Annotated in this window: 14 protein-coding genes; 10 read left to right on the top strand and 4 right to left on the bottom strand. The window is 41.8% G+C overall.

Features of this window, described 5'->3' with window-relative positions; all coding sequences use genetic code 11:
• Positions 1 to 443 precede the first annotated feature (443 nt).
• Complete coding sequence (locus RMZ95_RS11905) at positions 444 to 1,364, top strand: polysaccharide deacetylase family protein (RefSeq protein ID WP_322682442.1); 921 nt, start codon at positions 444 to 446, stop codon at positions 1,362 to 1,364.
• Between the two features lie 76 nt (positions 1,365 to 1,440).
• Here the strand turns inward: RMZ95_RS11905 and RMZ95_RS11900 are convergent, their stop codons facing one another.
• A complete protein-coding gene (locus RMZ95_RS11900) occupies positions 1,441 to 2,289 on the bottom strand; it encodes a fasciclin domain-containing protein (RefSeq protein ID WP_322682441.1) in 849 nt (282 codons plus the stop codon).
• 709 nt (positions 2,290 to 2,998) lie between these two features.
• Between RMZ95_RS11900 and RMZ95_RS11895 the strand changes: the two genes are divergently transcribed.
• The 7 genes from RMZ95_RS11895 (at position 2,999) to RMZ95_RS11865 (ending at position 13,349) form a co-directional block, all read left to right on the top strand.
• Entirely contained in the window at positions 2,999 to 3,793 is a 795-nt protein-coding gene (locus RMZ95_RS11895) for a glutathione S-transferase family protein (protein ID WP_322682440.1), read from the top strand.
• Positions 3,794 to 3,971: 178 nt separating this feature from the next.
• Complete coding sequence (locus tag RMZ95_RS11890; protein ID WP_322682475.1) at positions 3,972 to 5,702, top strand: ATP-binding protein; 1,731 nt, start codon at positions 3,972 to 3,974, stop codon at positions 5,700 to 5,702.
• 687 nt (positions 5,703 to 6,389) lie between these two features.
• A complete protein-coding gene (locus RMZ95_RS11885; RefSeq protein WP_322639107.1) occupies positions 6,390 to 7,373 on the top strand; it encodes an RNA polymerase sigma factor, RpoD/SigA family in 984 nt (327 codons plus the stop codon).
• Positions 7,374 to 8,021: 648 nt separating this feature from the next.
• Positions 8,022 to 9,041, top strand: a complete 1,020-nt coding sequence (locus tag RMZ95_RS11880; protein ID WP_322682439.1) for an AraC family transcriptional regulator — start codon at positions 8,022 to 8,024, stop codon at positions 9,039 to 9,041.
• 128 nt (positions 9,042 to 9,169) lie between these two features.
• Positions 9,170 to 11,938 (top strand): TonB-dependent siderophore receptor, encoded by a 2,769-nt coding sequence (locus RMZ95_RS11875; protein WP_322682438.1) that lies wholly within the window; start codon positions 9,170 to 9,172, stop codon positions 11,936 to 11,938.
• An 84-nt stretch (positions 11,939 to 12,022) separates the two neighbouring features.
• Positions 12,023 to 13,006, top strand: a complete 984-nt coding sequence (locus RMZ95_RS11870) for an iron-siderophore ABC transporter substrate-binding protein (protein WP_322682437.1) — start codon at positions 12,023 to 12,025, stop codon at positions 13,004 to 13,006.
• A 166-nt stretch (positions 13,007 to 13,172) separates the two neighbouring features.
• On the top strand, positions 13,173 to 13,349 hold the full coding sequence (locus tag RMZ95_RS11865) for a transcriptional repressor (protein ID WP_322682436.1): 177 nt from the start codon (positions 13,173 to 13,175) through the stop codon (positions 13,347 to 13,349).
• 122 nt (positions 13,350 to 13,471) lie between these two features.
• Here the strand turns inward: RMZ95_RS11865 and RMZ95_RS11860 are convergent, their stop codons facing one another.
• Together RMZ95_RS11860 and RMZ95_RS11855 are read right to left on the bottom strand one after the other, a co-directional pair.
• Positions 13,472 to 15,670 carry a CHASE2 domain-containing serine/threonine-protein kinase gene (locus tag RMZ95_RS11860; RefSeq protein ID WP_322682474.1) on the bottom strand — a complete coding sequence of 733 codons (2,199 nt, stop codon included), beginning with the start codon at positions 15,668 to 15,670 and terminating at the stop codon, positions 13,472 to 13,474.
• A 191-nt stretch (positions 15,671 to 15,861) separates the two neighbouring features.
• Positions 15,862 to 16,146 carry a hypothetical protein gene (locus RMZ95_RS11855; protein ID WP_322682435.1) on the bottom strand — a complete coding sequence of 95 codons (285 nt, stop codon included), beginning with the start codon at positions 16,144 to 16,146 and terminating at the stop codon, positions 15,862 to 15,864.
• 248 nt (positions 16,147 to 16,394) lie between these two features.
• Here RMZ95_RS11855 and RMZ95_RS11850 point away from each other — a divergent pair, with 248 nt between their 5' ends.
• Together RMZ95_RS11850 and RMZ95_RS11845 are read left to right on the top strand one after the other, a co-directional pair.
• Positions 16,395 to 17,147, top strand: coding sequence for a GAF domain-containing protein (locus tag RMZ95_RS11850; protein WP_322682434.1), 753 nt, complete (start codon positions 16,395 to 16,397; stop codon positions 17,145 to 17,147).
• Between the two features lie 92 nt (positions 17,148 to 17,239).
• On the top strand, positions 17,240 to 21,079 hold the full coding sequence (locus RMZ95_RS11845) for a PAS domain S-box protein (RefSeq protein WP_322682433.1): 3,840 nt from the start codon (positions 17,240 to 17,242) through the stop codon (positions 21,077 to 21,079).
• A 276-nt stretch (positions 21,080 to 21,355) separates the two neighbouring features.
• Here RMZ95_RS11845 and RMZ95_RS11840 read toward each other — a convergent pair whose 3' ends face one another.
• Entirely contained in the window at positions 21,356 to 22,393 is a 1,038-nt protein-coding gene (locus RMZ95_RS11840; RefSeq protein WP_322669977.1) for an aliphatic sulfonate ABC transporter substrate-binding protein, read from the bottom strand.
• Positions 22,394 to 22,411 lie beyond the last annotated feature (18 nt).

Below are 22,411 nucleotides of genomic sequence, written 5' to 3'. Positions count from 1 at the left end.
GCAATGGCTTCGTCAATAGAATATGCAATATTTGGCCTACATTAAGATTCACAGTTAATGAGGCAAGGATTAATAAATTATAGGGGGTTAAGTTATTGGCAACTAAGAGGTGTCAACTTTTGTGGCTCTTGTCTGAATCTCTGTTGCAAAACTTAACTTAATTACAAATTATTTTACTTGCCTTTTACAGTTCTTGAAATTCCCTTATTCCCCATAGATTACAAAAATTAATGCGTAATAAGGTTCTCACCTTTATGGTGAGGGTTGTGCTTATAGATATTAGATTATCCATCGGGTAAGGTATTTTTTCAGAGTCAGGGTTGAAGCTAACTTTAAAAAATATACCAGTCATAACTGTAGCTTGGATGGCAAGGCTTACAGAGTAGAAAAAGCTGCCATAAGTATTGTGAAAAAAAATGGTTCGACCTTGAAGGAGCTATGAAGTGGACGACAATAAGTCATTTTTTGGTCTGCAAAAAATATTAGTTACGTTGCTTGTATTGAGTGGGAGTGTGAGTGTCAGCACGATGATGCTTATTAAGTCAAGCTCTTCTAATGCTCAAAGTACAGAGAATATAAATGTAAACAATCAACCAAGCAAAGTTGGAATTCAGCAGCAGATTGAAGAACTCAAAGCAACGATGCTTAGAAGTTGGCAGCAACAAGTACAAACAAAAGGTTTTTCATATACTGTGCCACAGCGTTTTCAAGGGGCAATAGTTGATGCGGCAAAATTGACTCCCGACCAGAAAGTAATTGCGCTCACCTTTGATGATGGGCCATGGCCTGAAAGTACCGGACAAGTACTAGATATTCTCAAAAAAAATCAGATAAAAGGGACATTTTTTCTGATTGGGCAAAACGTAAAGAATTATCCAGGCTTAGTGAAGCGGGAGATTGCTGAAGGTAACGTAATTGGTAATCACACTTGGCATCATTGGTATCAATTCTTAAATCCACAAGCAGCTGCCTATGAAATTGACCACACAGCAGACTTGATTTATCAAGTGACAGGGATTAAAACAAATTTATTTCGACCACCAGGGGGAATCATGCACAATGGGGTGGCTAGTTACGCTAGAAATAGCAAATATGCCATTATTCGCTGGTCATCTGACTCTGTAGACTACTCACGTCCTGCTGTACCAAAATTAATTAATAATGTGTTTAGGAGGGCCAAGCCAGGTGGAATTGTGCTAATGCATGATGGTGGTGGTAATCGCTCTAAAACTGTCCAAGCTTTACCAGAAATTATTGCCAACTTTCGGAAACAGGGCTATAAATTTGTTACTATTCCTGAACTTTTAGAAATGCAAGATAAAGATCAAAAGCTAACTGCAAACAAAAAAACCGTCCAAAACTAACATCTGAACGGAACTTTAACGTATTAATACTTTATGCCAATCTAGTTATGTTGCCAGTTGTGCTGATACCTTACAACTACAAGTCAGGAGGTAAAATCACCTGATCGATCGCGTGGATTACGCCGTTACTACCTGTGATATCTGCCTGTGTTACTTTAGCATCATTGACAGTGACACCAGTAGCAGGATCGACTTTAACGTTGATTGTGCCACCTTCGAGGCTTTTAACTTCGCCAGACTTTAAATCAGTAGACAATACCTTACCAGGCACCACATGGTAAGTTAAAATCTTGAGCAATACTTCTTTGTTATCTGGCTTTAATAATTCTTGCAAAGCATCTGCTGGTAACTTAGCAAAAGCTGCATCTGTGGGTGCAAAAATAGTTAAGTTATCTTTGCCTTGCAAAGCTGCGGTTAATCCTGCTGCTTTCAAAGCCTTGGTCAACGTGGTAAAGGAAGCGTTTGACTCTGCCAAGGCTAATAAGTTTTTGCCTTGATTGCTACTTGCCCCTGGTTTTGGTGGAGTTGTAGTAGGTGTATTAGTAGATGGTGTGGTAGGTTGAGTTTCTGGGGTAGTACTTGGGGTGACGGGTGTAGGTTCACTAGGTGTAGCACTACCACCACTACGGTTATAAGGAGGCTCGTTGAAAATACTTGGTCTGGGATTTACCGTTCCACCACTTCTCTGTGCTACTGGCTTGCGTTTGGTATTGCCCTTTTCGATTTGGGAAACGGCTTCAGTAGGTACGTATTGAGTGTTTGCTTGAAGGCGTTGACCTTGGTTATAAGGAGCTTCGTTGAAAATACTGGGGTTAGGATTTAATACCTCTTTCGCATCAGATGGTAAAGTAATGAGGACGCTGAAACTAGTAAATCCTGCTATGCCTGCCAACGTGGTCAGCAATTTGCTGTAATTTGTCTTCATAAATTTTGTTTTTTTTGTCCACACATTACATAAAGATTTATAACATTTTGCTATGCACAAAATCTAACTCAAGAGGGAAGTAAGGTTTTTCTGTAGAATAGTTTGTGCTAGTGAGGTTAAATATTTAACCTCGATTCACGCCGTTCGTCATGAAATATATCTACCATATTATTTCTTGGAAATTGAACAAATTTTCTCCATCACACAAAAATTTAAAAACCCCACTCGGATAACATAAATTATCGGAAAGTATGAAAATCCCACCTCTACAAGCTATAAGTTACAATTAGCTCCAAAGAAAGATTATACTTGAAAGATAATTTATATACAAAGTTGTACTTAAATTAATAGTTGATTCATAAATGTTGAATTACATTGGTTATTCAGCAAAAGCACAGAAATTAATTCCCGAAATATTTTAGGGTAGGCTAACGCTGACAAAAATTGAAGTAACTGTTGAAGATCCACAAATGAGGGGTTAGGGCTATTTATATAATACATGCCGAATTAAATTACTTAGTTATTTGATATTTTAATCAATCAGAAAACAAGATTTTTTCAAATCGATAATTTTGCCAACAATCAGGCATCGGTTAAACCTTAATGTCAATTAAATAGATAGCTTACCAACTAATACCAATAAAAATTACTTAAACTAAAGATACAATTGTAAAGTTAATAAGTTGACCAGTTACAAGAGATAGAACACATGCTGGAATTATACCAATGGGAACTCTCTCAATACTCAGAGAAAGTGCGCCTAATTCTAGATTTTAAAGGACTAGATTACCGCAAAATAGAGGTCACGCCTGGGATTGGACAAGTGGAACTGTTCCGGCTGACTGGTCAAAGACAAGTGCCAGTATTAAAGGATCGTAATAAATATATTGCGGATTCCACGGAAATAGCTAAGTATTTAGACTTAGAGTATCCCGATCGCCCCATAATACCGCAAAATTCTAAACAACGGGGTTTAACTTTATTAATAGAAGAATGGGCGGATGAGTCCATAGGCATCAAAGGTCGCAAAGCACTATTTGCAGCCGTAAGTCAAGATCAAAATTTCCGTAAGTCTTTATTACCCACCTCAACACCAGATATATTTAAAAGTCTGGTTCAAGGAGTACCTAGTGACTTACTGACAGTGTTGGGTTTTGGCGTAGGTTACAGCCCAGATGTGATACAGTCAGCGATCGCATCTTTAAAACAAGACTTGGAAGCCTTAACGTTATTATTGGCAGATAGTCCTTATTTAACAGGAGATGAGCCGACTTTAGCTGACTTAGCGGTGGCTGGCTTATCGATATTACTCAAGTTCCCCTCTGGGCCCTATCTGGATTTACCAGCTTCTATTAGAGGTAAAGGATTGCCAATCTTTGCCGAGAATATAGATTATCAACCATTCTTTACCTGGCGCGATCGCCTTTACGCCCAATTCCGCAAACCGTTAATTAGTACCACTCCATCAACAGGAAGTGCGCCAACCTCGATTCAGATTGATTAGATAATAGGGCATAGGGAATTGAGGAGCCAGTGCGTTGGGCGGCTTTGCCGACTTGAAGCAACTGGCGTCATGGGGCATAGGGGATGGAAAAGAAAAACAAATGACCAATACTTCGACTACGCTCAGTACAAGTGACCAATGACCAATGACAAATGACAAATGACAAATGACTAATCAGATGAATTCGGCACAGCCATTAGGTTCGGTCATTCAAGGTTCTCTAACTGAAGGTTTAGAAGTCCGATTGCATCCTGACATTTCTGTAGAAGATATGCGGGTGGGTAAATTTCTTGTTGTGCAAGGGATGCGATCGCGTTTTTTTTGTATGCTGACAGATGTAGCATTGGGAGCTGCTAATGCCCGAATTATTGCTAATCCCCCCAATTGGGAAGACACTTTTTTACGAGATGTTTTAGCCGGAAGTGGTACTTATGGTACTATCAACCTCGCGCCGATGTTGATGTTCACTCCCGAAACTGAAGAATCTTTCTCCCCAACAAATGGCAAATCGGCAAATCCTTTCCTTCCATCGGTGACGGGTTTAGCTTCATTTATGCCACAAACCAGCACGACAATAGAATTGTTGCCGGTGAAAACTATTCCTAGTCACTTTAGTCAAGTTTACGAAGCAAGTGTTGACGATTTTCGCCGCGTATTTGGTTGGGAAGATGACCCCCAAAGGCGCAACTTTTCCATCGGCAAACCTTTGGATATGGATGTACCCGTTTGTATCGATTTGAATCGCTTTGTAGAACGGAGTAATGGGGTTTTTGGGAAATCCGGTACTGGGAAATCTTTTCTAACCCGGCTACTTTTAGCTGGCGTTATCCGTAAAAATGCGGCAGTCAATTTGATTTTTGATATGCACTCTGAGTATGGCTGGGAAGCCGTTGCAGAAGGTAAAAATGTTAATACTGTTAAAGGCTTAAAGCAACTTTTTCCTAGTAAGGTAGAAGTTTATACCCTCGACCCGGAATCGACAAAGCGTCGGGGTGTGCGTGATGCTCAAGAACTTTATTTGAGTTACGAGCAAATAGAAGTTGAAGATATTAAGTTATGTAGCCGAGATTTAGGACTCTCTGACGCAGCCTTGGATAATGCCAATATTTTGTATAGCGAATTTGGCAAGTCTTGGATTGTCCAATTGTTGAATATGACTAACGAAGAAATCGAGATGTTCTGCGAGGAGAAACGCGGACACAAAGGCTCGATTATGGCATTGCAGCGCAAACTCTTGCGGATGGATAGCTTGAAGTATATGCGAGCCGTTTGCCCCCAGAATTACATTAGTAAAATTGTGCAATGCCTGGAAGCTGGGAAGAATGTTGTGATAGAATTTGGTTCCCAGTCTAATATGCTCTCTTATATGTTGGTGACGAATATGATCACCCGACGTATTCACGAGCATTACGTCAAGAAAGCAGATAAATTCCTGCAAAGCAAAAATCCTAGCGATCGCCCAACGCCATTGATGATTACCATTGAAGAGGCGCACCGTTTCCTTGACCCGGCTATCGTTCAAAGTACTATCTTTGGGACTATCGCCCGCGAGCTGCGGAAGTATTTTGTCACACTTTTGGTAGTCGATCAACGTCCATCAGGCATTGATAATGAAGTGATGTCGCAAATAGGGACTCGCATTACCGCTTTGCTGAATGATGAAAAAGACATTGAGGCGATTTTTACAGGTGTATCTGGTGGTAGCGGACTGCGATCGGTATTGGCAAAGCTAGACTCGAAACAACAAGCTTTAATATTGGGTCACGCCGTTCCTATGCCCGTAGTAGTCCGTACCCGTCCTTATGACGCAACTTTTTATGCCGAAATTGGTGAGCCAGCCTGGGAAGAAAAACCTGACGCAGAAGTATTCGCCGCTGCGGAACTAGCCAAAGCTGACCTTGGATTTTAGATTGTCATTTGTCAGTTGTCCTTTGTCATTTGTCCTTTGTAAATGACCAATACTTCTCTACGAACGCTAACAGCGTGTCAAAGACAGAGATTACGCCAACGACTTACCTCGGCTCCACTACCTCGACTTCGCTCGGCACAAGTCGGCACGAGCCGCTCAGTACAAGTGACAAATGACCAATGACAAATGACAAATGACTAATTCGTGACATCCCTCCATTATCACAGCAAATTAAGTTCGGTTATCCCGCAAGTTTTGGCAACAGAAGAGGGGTTTTTGGCGTCACTATAGAAGTAGTCAGCAATTTAGAGGAAATTTAAAAATTTTTTATATAACGGCTGCTTTTAAATTATAATAATAGGTTTTATCTTAAGAGAGTTTACTATTTGCCTGATTTATCGTATCATAAGTTAAGTAAAACTCATACCGACTTCGGATTTACCGATTGGTGTTAGTAACAGTCCAAGAGAAGAATTCTCAAAAATAACCAGCGTGCTTATAAAAAATTGAAAATTTAGGGAAGGTAGGGGAACCTATCAATGGGGGCTTACCGTCTTAACAACGGCTGTATCAATTAACTAATTGCTTTTGATAGCTCCCGATATTTCGTGATAGATGTACTACTTCTTCCCATCCATTTAGTAATAAAACATACATTATCTTTACGAAGTAGAGGACATCGCACCAATGCCTACTGTCAATACCCAAACGGAAAACCTCAACACCAAATTCACGGCTGATATGGTGCGAACCTATCTGCGAGAAATTGGTCGTGTACCACTGCTAACCCGCGAACAAGAAATTGTCTTTGGCAAGCAAGTGCAACAAATGATGACGCTCATCGATGCCAAGGAAGCTTTGGCGAAGAAGTTGCAACGCGAACCGGATATTTCAGAGTGGGCTGACCACGTTAAACAATCGGAAACCGATGTGCAGCAGACAGTGGCACAAGGTAAGCGGGCGAAGCAAAAAATGATCGAAGCGAATTTGCGCTTGGTTGTCGCTATTGCTAAAAAGTATCAAAAGCGAAATATGGAGTTTCTGGATTTAATCCAGGAAGGAACATTAGGATTAGAGCGGGGTGTGGAGAAATTTGACCCGATGAGGGGTTATAAGTTCTCGACTTATGCTTACTGGTGGATTCGCCAAGCGATTACTCGGGCGATCGCTCAACAAGGTCGGACTATTCGCTTACCGATCCATATCACCGAGAAACTGAACAAAATTAAAAAAGTGCAGCGCGAGTTAGCTCAAAGCTTGGGGCGATCGCCGACTCCAGCCGAAATTGCCAAAGCACTGGAACTAGAACCTGCTCAGATTCGCGAGTACCTGAATATGGCTCGTCAACCAGTGTCTTTGGATGTGCGAGTTGGTGAGAACCAAGATACTGAGTTGCAAGAAATGCTCGAAGATGATGGGCCATCACCAGAGTATTACACCAACCAGGAATTCTTACGCCAAGACTTGAACAATCTGTTAGCAGAACTAACACCGCAACAGCGAGAAGTTGTAGCACTGCGCTTTGGTTTAGAAGATGGTAATGAAATGTCATTGGCAAAAGTTGGTGAGAGATTGAATCTCAGCCGCGAACGCGTTCGTCAGTTAGAGCATCAAGCTTTGGCTCATCTGCGTCGCCGTCGTGCCAATGTCAAAGAATACGTTGCTAGCTAAAATAAGAGACGCGGAACTTCGCGTCTCTACACCACTTTGGTGATGCGCCTCCTGAATTCAGGGGGCGATTTTTTTTTGCTGAAAAAATTTTCTGCCAAACAGTTAACCACTTCTTTCAAGGTTTGATTATCAGTTAAAACCGGGGTAGTTGAAGTCATAGCTAAACTAATTAATCCTCTAAGTCAAAATGCTTCTTCACCCCAATACTTTACAAAAATTCCAAGACACAGTACCAGAACATTGTTCTGGTGCGAGAGCTACCCTTACCTTTGTATCTAAGTCATTAGTTTTAATTATGTAATATTTGTCAAAAAATTTCTCGAAAATTGTATTAAAAAATACAGTTTTGCAGACAATAATCAGGGTTGCAGGTATCCATCACAGAGCGATCGCAGAACTTTTCGGTCTACTGACGGTATATTTCATGCAATAATTAAGAATACTTCTTATTTAAGTAAAGGATTATATAGCTTGTTGGGGTAGTTACCGCCAGAGCGATCGCTATAACTATCACCATTTCCCAAAAAGCTGACTGGGAGCGAGCATAAGCATCCTATTTAGGATAGTTTTGTCTTTCCGGTAACTTCAAAAAGTGCCTCATATCTAATCATATATCAGCTTGATAATGAAAGTAATTATTATTAAACTATGACAAAAGTTATTAAATCTACAGACTGGGGAGAACTGTGGGCAGAAAGTGAGCAAAAGGGTACAGTTTCCAGACAATCAAAAGGTTTTGGAACTATCCACCAAGGGAAGATTCTAGATGTCGGTAATAAATATGAATGCTGGACAGAGTTACGAAGTGGATTATCTCTAACGATAATTGAGCAAGAGTTCATTGATGATTTGGTTTGGATTAAAGATAGTTTAGATGAATCTGAATGTGGATTAAGTTTTTTTCTCTCAGGAAAAGTGAGAATTGAACGCCACGGTTTAACTGATGAGACTGACGAATCAGTGGGAAAATATTATTCAGAATGTAACTGCGATATCAAAGAAACTGAATACTGGAAAGCCGGAGAGAAGTATTCACGAATTTATCTGAGTATCGAACCACATCAATTTTTCCCAAATTTTAGCGAGGAAGACTTAGAACAGATACCAATTTCCCTGCGCCAAGTATTAATGGGCGTTAAGGTACAGCCCTATTACCATCAAGGAAAAATAACACGGCAAATGCGGCTGGTGTTACGTCAGATTTTACAGTGTCCCCATGAAGGCTTGATGAAGCGGATGTATCTGGAAAGTAAGGCGGTAGAATTGATTACGCTTCATTTCCAGCAATTTCAGGAGCAGGACGTTCATGATTATAGCTTGACTGTAAATAATTTGAGCGATATTGAGAAAATTTCACAAGCCAAGGAAATTTTGCTTAGTAATTTAGAAAATCCACCCAGTCTGATGGAGTTAGCACGGCAAGTTGGGCTAAATGACTTCAAATTGAAGCGTGGGTTTCTTCAAGTTTTCGGCACGTCTGCATTTAAATATTTGCACGACTATCGACTAGAAAAAGCCAGACAACTTTTAGTATCAGGAGAGATGACGGTGGAAGAAGTGGCATTTAGGGTAGGTTTTGATAGTCGCAGCTACTTTGCCTTAGCTTTCCGCAAAAAGTTTGGCTTGAATCCCAAACAATACTTTCAGCATCGTCAAAAATCCGTCTAGCGTTCAAATTAAAAATCCGTCTAGCGTTCAAATTAAAAATCCGCATCCCCTATGATACATAAACTGCCAGTTTAGTTAGGAAATTTTCTTAATACTGCCAAGTGGTGTGTGGGAGTGTAGGTGAATAAATGAAGTTAGATAAATTGTTTCAAAATCTGTTGCTGACTGGTGTAGTTGTGGTTTTGATCAACACTCCTGCTAGAAGTGAGGAAGTGCAAGAAGATATTGAAGGTGAATTATCTACCGCGACAGTAGAAAAATCTATATTCAATGACACGCTTGCAGTTACAGATAAAGAGTTTGCTCACAGTAAATCTCCAGTATTGTCTCCTAGTAACAGGAAGCCCCGACATCAAGAATCTCAATTTCTAGGTTCTTTGGGGAGGGTAAAGTCGGACGAAGTAAACAAAAAGATTTTTCAACTGAGCGAGATTAAGTCTACTTACCAGAGTGCAGAATTACTCCTACAGTCGCCAGCATCCTCATCAGAAGTTGTACAAGTAACGAGAGTGCAAGCTAACCCCACTGATAAAGGCGTGGAGGTGATTTTACAAACAACTCTTGGAGAACAACTACAAATCACCAATCGCAGTGTTGATAATAACTTTATTGCTGATATTCCTAATGCTCAATTGCGTTTACCCAATGGCGATGGTTTTACATTCCGTTCCCAAAAACCAGTTACAGGAATTGCTGAGATAACAGTCACAAATCTGGATGCCAATACTATCCGAGTCACAGTAGCGGGTGAGGTAGGATTGCCAGTTGTGGAGTTGTTTGATGGGGACGAAGGGCTGATTATTGGTTTAACACCTGCTGCAACTGCAATGCAGCCACCGCAACAGCCTGAACCTGAGCAGCCAACGAGTGAAACTCCGCCAGAGACACCTTCGGCAGAAAGTGATGAGCCGATTGAGTTAGTGGTGACGGGTGAACAGGATGGGTATCGCGTTCCTGATACCTCATCTGCCACAAAAACCGACACACCGTTGCGTGATATTCCCCAGTCGATTCAGATCATACCGCAACAGGTCATTAAAGACCAGCAAGCAACTCGCCTAACAGACGTGTTAAAAAATGCGCCGGGTGTAGTGGTAGGAAGTCGAAGCCCTCGCGATCCGCTTGATATCATCAAAATTCGGGGCTTTGATGCTTTGAACGATATTATACTCAATGGGGTACAAGACCGTACTGTCGGGACTGTCGGGTTTGGCTCAAATATTGAGCGGGTTGAAGTGCTTAAAGGACCCGCTTCGGTTCTATTCGGTCAAGGTGGACTCGGCGGCAAGGTCAACTTAGTCACGAAGCAACCATTAAGCGATCCGTTCTACTCCGTGGAAACTTCTGTTGGTAACTACAATACCTATAACGGTGCAATTGATTTATCTGGCCCGTTGAATGAGAGTAAAACGGTGTTGTATCGCCTGAATGCTTCTGCTGGAACGAACGAAAGCTTTATTGATTTCTATGACCAACAGCAATATCTAATTGCACCTACTATCAGCTGGCAAATTAGTGACAGAACAAAGCTGACCCTAGAAGCAAGCTATTCCCTTGTAGAGGGACCCTATGATTTTGGGATACCCGCACAGGGAAGCGTGCTGCCTAACCCCAATGGGAGAATTCCTCGTAATCGTTTTGTGAGTGAGCCTAATTTTAATAACGCCTCTAACGGTGCATTTCGGGTTGGCTATAATTTTGAACATCGCTTTAGCGATAACTGGCAAGCGCGGAGCGTTTTTCAGACTTCTTTGTTTCGCCTCAGACGAGATATTGTCGCTCCTTTCGGATTACAAAATGATTTGCGTACCTTAGAAAGAGGCGTTGAGGATTTTGACTACGATGAAAATGCTTATAATCTAGACAATTATGTGGTCGGTAAGTTGACAACAGGTAGTATCAAACATGAGCTAGTCGCTGGATTCAACCTGAGCAAAACAGACACTAATTCCAAAGCTCTTTTCAATGAGACTACTCCTCTCGATGTTTTCAATCCTGTGTATGGAACTGCTACAGGAGCTAGTGTTCCAGATTTTGATTTCAAAAATACGATCCAACAATTAGGTTTTTACCTTCAGGATCAAATTACCCTAGCAGAAAACTTCAAAGTACTTTTGGGTGGACGCTTTGATATTGCCAATCAAGAGTTTCAGGATTTATTGAACCAGACAACTGACTTTAAACAAACAGAAGCTTTTAGCCCTCGCGTTGGCATTGTTTACCAGCCCATTCAACCGATCTCACTCTACGCCAGCTATAGCCGTTCATTCAATCAAGCGACATCTGTATTCGGTGTTGCCCTACCGGAACCGGAGCGAGGAACGCAGTATGAAATTGGGGTGAAAGCAGATTTGACCGATCGATTATCTACAACCTTGGCATTTTATGATTTGACTCGCACCAATCTCTCAGCCCAAGATCCAAATAATCCACAACGAAATATTCAAATTGGGGAACAGCGCAGTCGTGGGATTGAGTTTGATATATCTGGCGAGATTTCGCCAGGGTGGAACATCATTGCTGGTTATGCTTACACTGATGCAGAAATCACAAGAGACAATCCATTGACAGTGGGTAATCAACTGAATGATGTGCCGAGACACGCGCTCAATCTATGGACAACTTACGAAATTCAATCCGGCAGTTTAAAAGGATTAGGCTTCGGTTTAGGAGCCTTTTACTACGGAGACCGGCAAGCTGACTTAGGCAACACGGTTGAGTTACCTAGTTATGTACGCACAGATGCAGCTATTTATTACAAGCGGGACAATTACCGAGCTGCGATCAATATCAAGAATTTGTTCGACACTGATTATTTTGTCTCTGCACAAAACGTAAATCGGATTATACCTGGCGATCCCCTGACAATACAGGGTACAATTTCCTGGCAGTTTTGAGCAAACACCCTGATATCCTACGCTTCATTCTGAGGGATAGAAGCGTAGATCATTCAGTAGACCTCTTGTGTAAAGTAGGCGTTCATGAAAATACCTTTACGTCACCTGACTTATTTATTATTATTGGGGGTCTTGACCTTTACACTCGCTTCGGCTTGTAGTTTAAATATTAAGCACAGTGTTATAAGCTCAAAACAGCCAACAGAAAATTGCCGAATTGTACAACACGCAACAGGTGAAACGTGCATTTCACTAAATCCTCAGCGAGTCGTGACTCTGTGGGGAGGTACTTTTCGTACTGTTTTAGCATTGGGTATTAAACCCATTGCATCCGTATGGATTCCAGGTGAACCTTTCCCAAAACATCTGGGAGACAAAGCAGACGGAGTTGAAAATCTTGGATCTGAGCCAAATCTAGAAAGACTCCTGCTACTGAAACCTGATTTAATTTTGTCAAATACTCGGTTGCAAAATATCTACACGCAGCTAACCAATATTGCGCCTACAGTTGTAATGGATCTCCCTATACCTCTTCCTTCTTGGCAAAAACATTTAGAAGACGTTGCCAAAATTCTAGATAAAGAACAGGAGAACAAGCAGTTAGTAAATGCCTATTGGCAACGAATTGAACAACTTAAACAAGCTTTAGGCATTGACGTAGCCTCTGCAAAGGAGAATCGCCGTTTGCCAATGCAAGTATCAGTTGCCACTGTGGATCAAACTTATGGAATATACACTTATGGAAAAAAGCATCCTACTGGTGCAGTGCTAAATGATATTGGATTGCAACGCCCACCTGCACAGAGCGGAGACTTCTTCACCAGAAGCAACATTTCTTATGAGAATTTATCTGAAATTGATGGTGATGTTTTATTCCTTTCCTATAGAGAGGAAGCTGGTAAAGAGGCTTTAGAAAAACTGCAACAAAATCCTCTGTGGCAAAAACTCAAGGTAGTTCAACAAAATCGGGTTTATCTGGTAGATTCTGACCATTGGTACGCTTTTGATGTTTTAGCAATGAATGCAGTCATTGATGACTTATTTAAATATTTAGTTAATACACCTTAAACCCATGCCTAAGCATACATTATTCATCTGTAAATCCTGCCACTGTTAATCTGAAAAACGACCAGAAAAGCCGCCTTTTATGAAACATTTTTTTTTACCAGTAATGAAATATTTTATTGAGCAAGGTTGTTTAGGGATAATTTCAAAGCCTTGAAAGTCAAATTAAATGCTGAAGGTTAATCGATTTACCCCTCAACGCCAACTGATTTTTCAAGTTTTTAAAACTCTCCCAACAGTAAATTATTTGAGTGCAGAGTCACTACAATTGTTGCTGGTTGAACGTGGAGAGGGGATGAGTTTGTCTACGGTTTCATCGCAACCTGAAAATCATGGCAAAAGCTGAAGGTGATTCAACAAAATCAAGTCTATCTCGTAGATATAGACCTCTGGTACAATTTTGGTGTTTTGGCAATGAATGCAGTCATTAATGACTTATATAAATATTTAGTTAACACACCTTCCAGGCTACATCCGTTTTAAATCTTGTAAAACTGCGGTGGCTGATTGATAGCGATCGCTAAAATGATAGCAAACCATTTTATCTAAAATTGCTGCTAATTCTTCACTTACTTGCACGGTTTGCCGCCAGATCGCATTACCCGTTTCTGGATCTGGGTGAAGTTCTTGCGGTGGTATCCCAGTTATGGCTTGAATAGCAATCATTCCTAAAGCATAGATGTCACTGCATAAGCGGGGATGACCGGCAAATTGTTCTGGAGGTGCATAACCGCGCGTCCCAATGGCTACTGTGGCTAATTCTGTTTGCTCGCTACTCGACGGTTGCATCAATTTGACAGCACCAAAGTCAATCAATACCAGTCGATTATTTTGAGCGCATCTAATAATATTAGTCGGTTTGAGATCCCGATGAATCACTCGATGTTGATGAACAAATTCTAGAACTTCTAAAACTTGTTTGAGCATTTCCATCACAAATGATTCGTTTTGCAGATTTTGTACGGGTGGTAATTCTTCGCTGAGGGTATGTCCCTCAATATATTGTTGGATTAAATAAAATTCTTGATTATCTTCAAAATAAGCAAGTAGTTCAGGAATCTGATGATGTTTACCCAAAGTTTCTAAAATTTCAGCTTCACTATGAAACAACCTGCGGGCGACTTGCAAAAATCGTGCATCTTGACGGGCTGGCATTAACTTTTTAACTACACAAGTAGGATTACCTGGTCGTTGAGTATCCTGTGCTAAATAAGTCCGACCAAATCCACCTGCACCGAGAGTTTGAGAGATTTTGTAGCGTCCACTCAAAAGCAAATCACCTGATTTTATTTCTAGTGAATCAACTGGAGGAGGAAAGTCAACAGACGAATCGGGAATTGCTGTTTTATCTTCTAAGAGTACATTTAATTGGGCGATCGCTTCTTGTTGTTTTTCAACTTGCAGAACAATCACCTGAGTTTGCTGCTGATTTTGGTAGCTAGTATAAGCGATCGCACAGATACTACTGATCGCCAAAGCAAGAGCAGGAGGGATTAATGGCACCCATCCAGCTTGTAAAAACAAAGCAACGCAGATTACTACTAAGCCAAATAGAGTTATCCCTAACGCCACTAGCAAAAGCAGCGGATTTTGCCACCGCAATACTAAAACACCACCTAATAGCGACCAGCCCCACACCCAAATAAGTTCTACCCAGTCGGGCCAATACCAAATCAAGGGTCGCCTATCCAACACTGTACTGATGAGTTGACTTGCTATCTGTGCATGAATAAACAGAGCAGGCATTCTAGCTGGTTGATCTGGTAAAGCGCTGTAAGGCGTATAAAAGCCACCAGGAGGGATATTAGCTGCTGTAGTGCCAATAATTACCAGACGGTCTTTGAATAAACTGGGGTTGACTCGATCGCTAAGAACATCTGTGAGGCTTACTTGGTCGGCGAGGCTATTGGGGTGACGGTAATTTAATAATATTTGATAGCCCTGTGCATCCAAATGTTGGTAGCCACCAGAATTAGGTTGTAAACGCCGGAACAGGATTTTACCTAATATAAAATCTCCTTTTTTGGTGAAATCGTATGCGATACCTTGCTTTTCTAGATAATTAATTGCAATTAATGCACCAAATGCAAATTGTGTTGTACATTTCTTGTCTGTGGGGTTAGCAAATAATAAAGTGCGGCGGAGACTTTGGTCGTTTTCATTGTCAGCGACTACATCGCTAAACCCAACATTATCTATAGGGACATTCGGGGGTGGGGGAATTTCATCTCTACCCAAACTGCTGAACAAACAGGTAGTGACAATGTTATCTTGATTTTGAAGATTAGCCGCCAAATTATTGTCTTCTGGTCGGAAAAGATATAAACCAACAATTCGCGGTTGATAAGACTCTATTTTCTTTAATAGCTGATTGATTGTCCGATCTGATAGAGGCCATTTCTCTCGTTTGAGATCGTTATCAGTAATTTTTACTAGCACAATCCGCCGATCGGGTGCTTCTGATGGACGCGATCGCAACATCTGGTCATAAACTCTTAACTCCCAAGGCTGTAACCATTTGAGTTCCCGAACTCCCCAGATAAAGCCAGTGACTCCTATACTGGTAACAAAAATAATTGGCAGCCAGCTTTTGCTCTTAGAAGTTTCACGGGAATCCTGAACTTTAACAAAAGGTACGCGGAGTTTTTCTAATAGTCCACTAATCACGGCGTTGAGGCGGTAGCCTGAATTGGGTAGATGTTGTCGGCGCAAAAATCAATTTTGGGAATCTAGGTTAAAAGCTAATTAACCTAAAGCTCCTATTAATGTAGCAATTTACTTGTTAGTTAGAGACTTTGACGTATTCCTACTTTTAAAGCAAGTTTACGCCCAGCGTCAACCATAGAATCAGACAAGCTCTAATCATCTGTTGGAGATGTTTGAACGTCTTCAACAGGACTGGTAATTGGCAAAGAAATCGGATTAGTAGATGGAGTTAGTGAATCTAACTGAGGTTGTTCAAGTGATGCTTCAATGCTGGAATCAGCAGTGGCAGAGCCGACAATTTTATCATAGTTAGAAGCAACAGCTAAAAAAGCGCCACCTAAAATATAGATAGGTAATGGCAGATTAAATTCTTGCAACCAGTCAAACAGTTCTGCTAAGGCAAACAGCACTAAAAAGCAAGCAAGCCAAACCTTCATATTCTTATCCCCTGAATTGAAACAATTCTATTACTAGCTTAAATAGCTTGCATCATAGTTGATGTAATACATAATCACCAACTTACAAGGTCTATAGCCGTAGATAGATGGAGTCAAAGTTATAGCAGATGCTATATTCCAATATTTAAGTAGGTGGGTGGAAAAATTTATTGTTGAAATGAGGCAGGAGGCAAAAGGGAAGAGAGTTTTAGCCTAGTTAATTTTTCTTCACATAATTTGGTTTTATTATGCCGACTTACTTACTAGAAAAATTTACAGTAAATTTTGAGTATTTCTATCCAAAATGGCATCGCTGGTTGGAAAACTGCATTTATGCCTCAGAAAGTGGTGTATCAATCTTAATCAGAGATATTACTGAGTGCAAACGCAGCCAACAGCTTCTAACTGCACAGTATGCGATCGCTTACGTCCTTTCTGAGACAACTACGCTTGTGAATGGGGTTCTAGCTATTCTACAATCCTTGTGCGAAAGTTTAGGATGGCAAGCTGGTATTTTCTGGAGTGTAGACGATGAAGCTAATGTTGTACACCCCATGAGTACTTGGTATTCACCTGATTTGGAGAAAGAACCATTTAACCAGCACACAATTACTTTTAGTGAAGGTTTACCCGATCGGATTTGGGCAAGTGGTCAACCTGTTTGGATTTCAGAACCCGCCCAAGACGAGAATTTTTTTGCCACCGCCATCAGATTTCCGATTCGGCTGGGTAATAAAATCTTAGGTGCGATCGAATTTTTCAGCGCTCAAATTTTAGAACCTGACACCAATTTACTCCAAATGATGAGTGCGATCGCCAATCAAATTGGTCAGTTCATTGAGCAGCAGCGAAGCTCGTCATTACTGCAAGAAAGTGAGAAAAAATATGTCAGATTTTTGAAATTCCAGGTGTCTCGATTGGAGAGGAAAATTCTACCATTGTTAAATAGGTGGGTGGGAAAATTTATCGTTGAGATCGAGCAGGAGGGAAAAGAGTTTTAGCCTAGTTAATTTTTCTTTACATAGTTTGGTTTTATTGTGCCGACTTACTTAAAAATTTAATTGATAACCTGAAAGCTCGAGAGGTTACAGATTTGCGACAATATTTGGATGAACAGCAGCAAATAGAAGAAAATCTGCGTCATAGTGAAGCACGCTACCGCTCACTGGCAGAAGCAAGCGCATCCATCGTTTGGAGCGCTGGGCCTTGGGGCAACGTTGTTGACGAGATTCCGACTTGGGAGGCGTTCACTGGGCAAAGTCCCGAACAATACAAAGGATGGGGTTGGGTTGACGCACTACACCCAAATGACCGGACATCTGTAGCTGCCATTTGGAGACAGGCCTTTTTTGGACGCAGCGTTGCAGTTGCCGAGTATCGCGTTCTGCGGCATGACGGCGAATACCGTGACATGGCTATACGTGGTGTGCCCATACTTGATGAATCAGGCGAAATCCAGGAATGGGTGGGAATGTGTGTGGATATCAGCGAACGCAAGCAAGCTGAGGCAGAACGCGAGCAACTGTTGGCGCTACTGAAAACAGAACAGACTCGTTTGCTTGAAGCTAACGTTCTGCTTGATACCCTCTTTAATAACGCCCCTGTAGGTATTGGTCTATGGGATGAGAAATTGAGATACGTTCGCTTGAATGACGCTTTAGCTGAGATTAACGGTTTTCCTCAAGAAGCGCATATCGGTAAGACCGTCGCTCAAGTGCTACCTGGGGTAGATCCTGCGGTGATGGAAGCTTTACACCATGCGATCGAGACGGGAGAATCTATTACCCAAGAGGCCAGTGGAGAGACACCCGCTGCACCTGGAAAGCAACGGCACTGGTTGGTAAATTATTATCCGATTAAACTACCAAGTGATATTACTTGGGTGGGTGCAATCTGCCAAGAAATCACGGAGCGCAAGCAAGCAGAAGTCGAGCGGGAACATCTGTTTGAGCGAGAGCAAGCGGCTCGTGTTGAGGCTGAAACTGCCAAAGAGCAAGTTACCAAGATTTTAGAGAGCATAACTGACGGCTTTCTTGCCTTTGATCGTGAGTGGCGCTTTACCTATCTCAATCATGAGGGAAGCAGAACTCTGGGGCGTTCCTGCGAGGATCTGCTCGGAAAAAATTTGTGGTCAGAGTTTCCAGAACTGGCTAATACTAGCTTTGGTCAACTTTATCTCAGCGCAGTTGCTCTAGGAATGCCGCTTGAGCTTGAAGATTATTACCCACCCTTTGATGCATGGTTTGCGGTTCGCGCTTATCCTTCAGCCACAGGGTTATCACTTCATTTCCGTAACGTTAATGTACGCAAGCAGGCAGAAGCAAAACTGCGCGAGAGTGAGGCGTGTTTTCGGCTGCTGGCTGAGAATTCAACTGATATTATTTCCCGCCAGACAGTAGATGGAATTCTTCTGTACATTTCACCAGCTTGCTACACAGTATTGGGGTATCAACCAGAGCAACTAGTCGGTCATCCCAGCCAGGAGTTAGTTCACCCAGACGATTTGGCAGAGATTGCCAGGAATTACCCAGTCAATGCCGATTTACCAGATATTTATACCGTTACTCACCGCGCTCGTCACAAAGACGGGCATTATATCTGGTTGGAAGCAACTATTCGAGCTATTCGCGATCGCCAAACTCAAGAAATTTTAGAGATACAAGCGTCTTCGCGAGATATCACTAAGCGCAAACAAGTGGAAGAGGAGCAGCGTTTCTTAGCTGAAGCTAGTGGGATTTTGGCTAGATCGTTGGACTACGAGACAACCCTAGCAGGTTTGGCACGTTTAGCAGTGCCGGAAATCGCTGATTGGTGCTTAGTTGATATTATTTGTGACAATCAATTAGTCCGCCGGCTTGCAACAGCCCATGCCAATCCAGAGAAACAAGAATTGGTCGAAGAGTTACAAAATTATCCGCCTGATTTGGTACAAACAGCAGGAGTTGCGAAGGTAATACGGACAGGCAAATCACAAATTACTCATTTTATTTCTGAGGAACAGCTCCAAGGGTTAACCCACAACGCCAGTCACTTCAAAATCCTGCAAAAACTAAATCCAACATCTGGTATGAGTGTACCGCTAATCGTTCGAGGACGAGTGCTGGGAGCGATGACTTTGGCATCTTCTTCAGGTCGTTTCTACGATAACAAAAGCCTGATGTTAGCTGAGGAGCTAGCTGGCCGAGCGGCGATCGCAGTTGATAATGCCCGACTTTACAGAGAAGCCCAGCAATCTCAACAGGCGGCTTTACGCGCAGCATCTCGCACTACCCGTCTGCAAGCAATTACCGCTGCCCTTTCTGAATCTTTAACTGCAACACAAGTTGTTGAAGTAATTGTGGAGCAAAGTATAGCAGCTTTGGGAGCTAGTTTTGTTTTTGTCGCACTACTGACTGAAAGCGGTACTGAATTAGAACTTGTCCGAACTGTTGGCGGACAACAAGAAATAGTAGATTCATGGCGTCGATTCTCGATTAATGCATCCGCGCCACTGGCAGAAGTTGTAAGAACTAAGCAGCCTATTTGGGAAGAGCCAACAACAGCGAGGATTGCTCGTTACTCAAATCTTGCCAAGGAGTATGCTCAGTCCAACTACGGCGCTTGGATTTCGATTCCATTGCTCATCGAGGGACAAGCTATTGGTGGAATGTCTCTAGCTTTTACCGAAATTCAGAAGTTTAATCAAGACGATCGAGCTTTTATGCTGGCACTAGCACAGCAGTGCGCACAAGCGATGGAACGTGCCCGTCTATACGAGGCAGAACAAACCGCCCGGAAAGTAGCAGAAAACGCCAACCGGATAAAAGATGAGTTTCTGGCTGTACTTTCTCATGAATTGCGATCGCCACTCAACCCAATTTTAGGTTGGTCAAAGCTACTCCAAACCAAAAAGCTTGATGAAAAGACAATTCCTCAAGCGCTGAAGACTATTGAGCGAAATGCGAAATTACAGGCTCAACTGATTGAAGATTTACTGGATATCTCCCGGATTTTACAAGGTAAAATCAGCTTGAATATCTACCCAGTCGATCTGACATCTGTGATTTCGGCAGCAATGGAGACAGTGCGGCTATCAGCAGAAGCTAAATCAATTGAGATGCACATTAGTCTGGAACCAAATTTGGGACAAGTTTTGGGAGACTCCAACCGATTGCAGCAAATTGTTTGGAACCTGCTTTCAAATGCGGTTAAGTTTACACCAGAAGGCGGACGGGTTGATATTCGACTATCATCATGTTCTAATGTCAACTCAGCACCCAGCACTCATAACTCAGCACTAATTCAAGTCAGCGACACAGGAAAAGGTATCGACCCCAATTTTCTGCCTTACGTGTTTGAATATTTTCGTCAAGAGAATAGCAGCACCACCAGAAAATTTGGTGGATTGGGGTTAGGATTAGCGATCGTCCGTCACTTAGTCGAATTGCATGGCGGGACAGTCCAAGTAGAAAGTGAGGGCGAAGATCGGGGGGCAACTTTTACTGTAAGACTACCGTTAATCCAAAATCAATTAGAGATTAAACAGGAGAGTAGCAATTCTGAGCCATCTTCAAATTTGAATGGCATCAAAATTTTAGTAGTGGATGATGATACAGATACGCGAGAATTTATTGTCTTCTTACTAGAGCAGTATGGGGCAAATGTGACAGCAGTAACATCAGCAAATGAAGCCCTAGCTACTTTAGCCCAATCCTTACCAGATATACTTTTAAGCGATATTGGGATGCCAGAAGTGGATGGCTGTATGTTCATGCGACAGTTGAGAACACTGCCACCAGAGCAGGGAGGAAAAATTCGAGCGATCGCCCTTACCGCCTATGCTGGAGAAATGAACGCTCAACAAGTGCTAAAAGCCGGATTTAACAAGCATATTTCCAAACCAGTAGAGCCAGCCGAATTAGTAGATGCGATCGCTAACTTAATCGCTGAATAAACCTGCCTCTACCTGTTCGCCATTACTTGATATAGTTAAAACTATTTGTCAGTTTTAAATCATATCTGTAAAAATATTTGCGATCGCTTGTTCCTTTCTTGGTTTTTACTTAAACAAACAATAGGCTTAACAAGTTAGTTGAGCAACTTGTTAAGCCCCTTGTTCAAGTTAGGCAAACTTCCGCTACAGTGTAATAGCTAGCCAAGTTAATAGCTGAATAAACCACAAATGACAAATGTGTAATAGCTGAATAAACCTGTCTCTACCTGTTTACCATTACTTGATATTATCAGGTATGCTCGCTTTATATTCTAGATCGGAAAGAATCCCTTGTTTGATATCAATCTTACGCGAGATGACTTTTTCATCAAAATAAAAATCAGCAACGCGCTGCTGCTCGGCAACGATCGCAGGTGTAATTTTTCTCAATTTATAAGTACGACGGCTTGCCACCTTTAGCGCAACTGCTGGATCTAATTTCTGTTCATCAACTAAAATTTTTGCATAATCGCTTGGTTTTTTTTCAGCCGCTTCTCCTACTTTCTGTGCTTCCTCTAAAAACACTCGCACCAATTGCGGATTTTGGGTGACAAATGCACGCCTGCCAATATAAAACCCGCCGAGAGTATTAATTCCTTTTGCATTTCTCAGATTACGAATCGGGGTAGTACTTTCTACAGCAGCTAAAAGCGGATCGCCACCCACCCAGGCGTCAGCCTTGCCTTGAATAAAGGCATCGCGGGCCTCAGTTGGAGTCAAAGCAACGATTTGAATATCGCTAATTTTTAATCCTACTTCTTTCAACGCTTTTGTTAGTAAATACTGTGCATTGGAACCTACCTGAAAAGCAATTTTCTTCCCTTTAAGATCGGCTACTTTCTTAATAGGAGAATTAGCTTTCACCACAATACCTTGGTTTGTACCATCGCTGGGCGTGCGTCCAGTAAGATAGACAACTTCAGGGATGAGGCCTGGGCGTGCGGCTTGGTCAAATATTGGAGGTGTCTCTCCCACATTACCGATATCCACTTTACCTTCATTCAGCGCTTTGATCAATTGCGGCCCTGCTGCGAATGGCCCAACCCAATTCACGGTTATACCCAATGCTTTGAAACGTGGCTCAACAGCTTTTTTAGACTTGACAATATCACCAGAACTTTGATAAGCCAAGTTAATTACTTTAGCAGGCACTGCTTGGGTGGTTTGTATAAGGCTACCAGCCAAGGGAGATAATAAAGTAAACAGTCCCAATGCAGAATATTGGACAACACGCTTTAAGACTGTACGGCGTTGTGGTTGAAATGATTTGTTCATCAGTTGTGATTTTCCTTG

This window comes from Nostoc sp. DedQUE07, from assembly GCF_034530975.2.
Classification (GTDB): Bacteria; Cyanobacteriota; Cyanobacteriia; order Cyanobacteriales; family Nostocaceae; genus Nostoc.
This window is presented reverse-complemented; position numbering and strand designations above follow the sequence as displayed.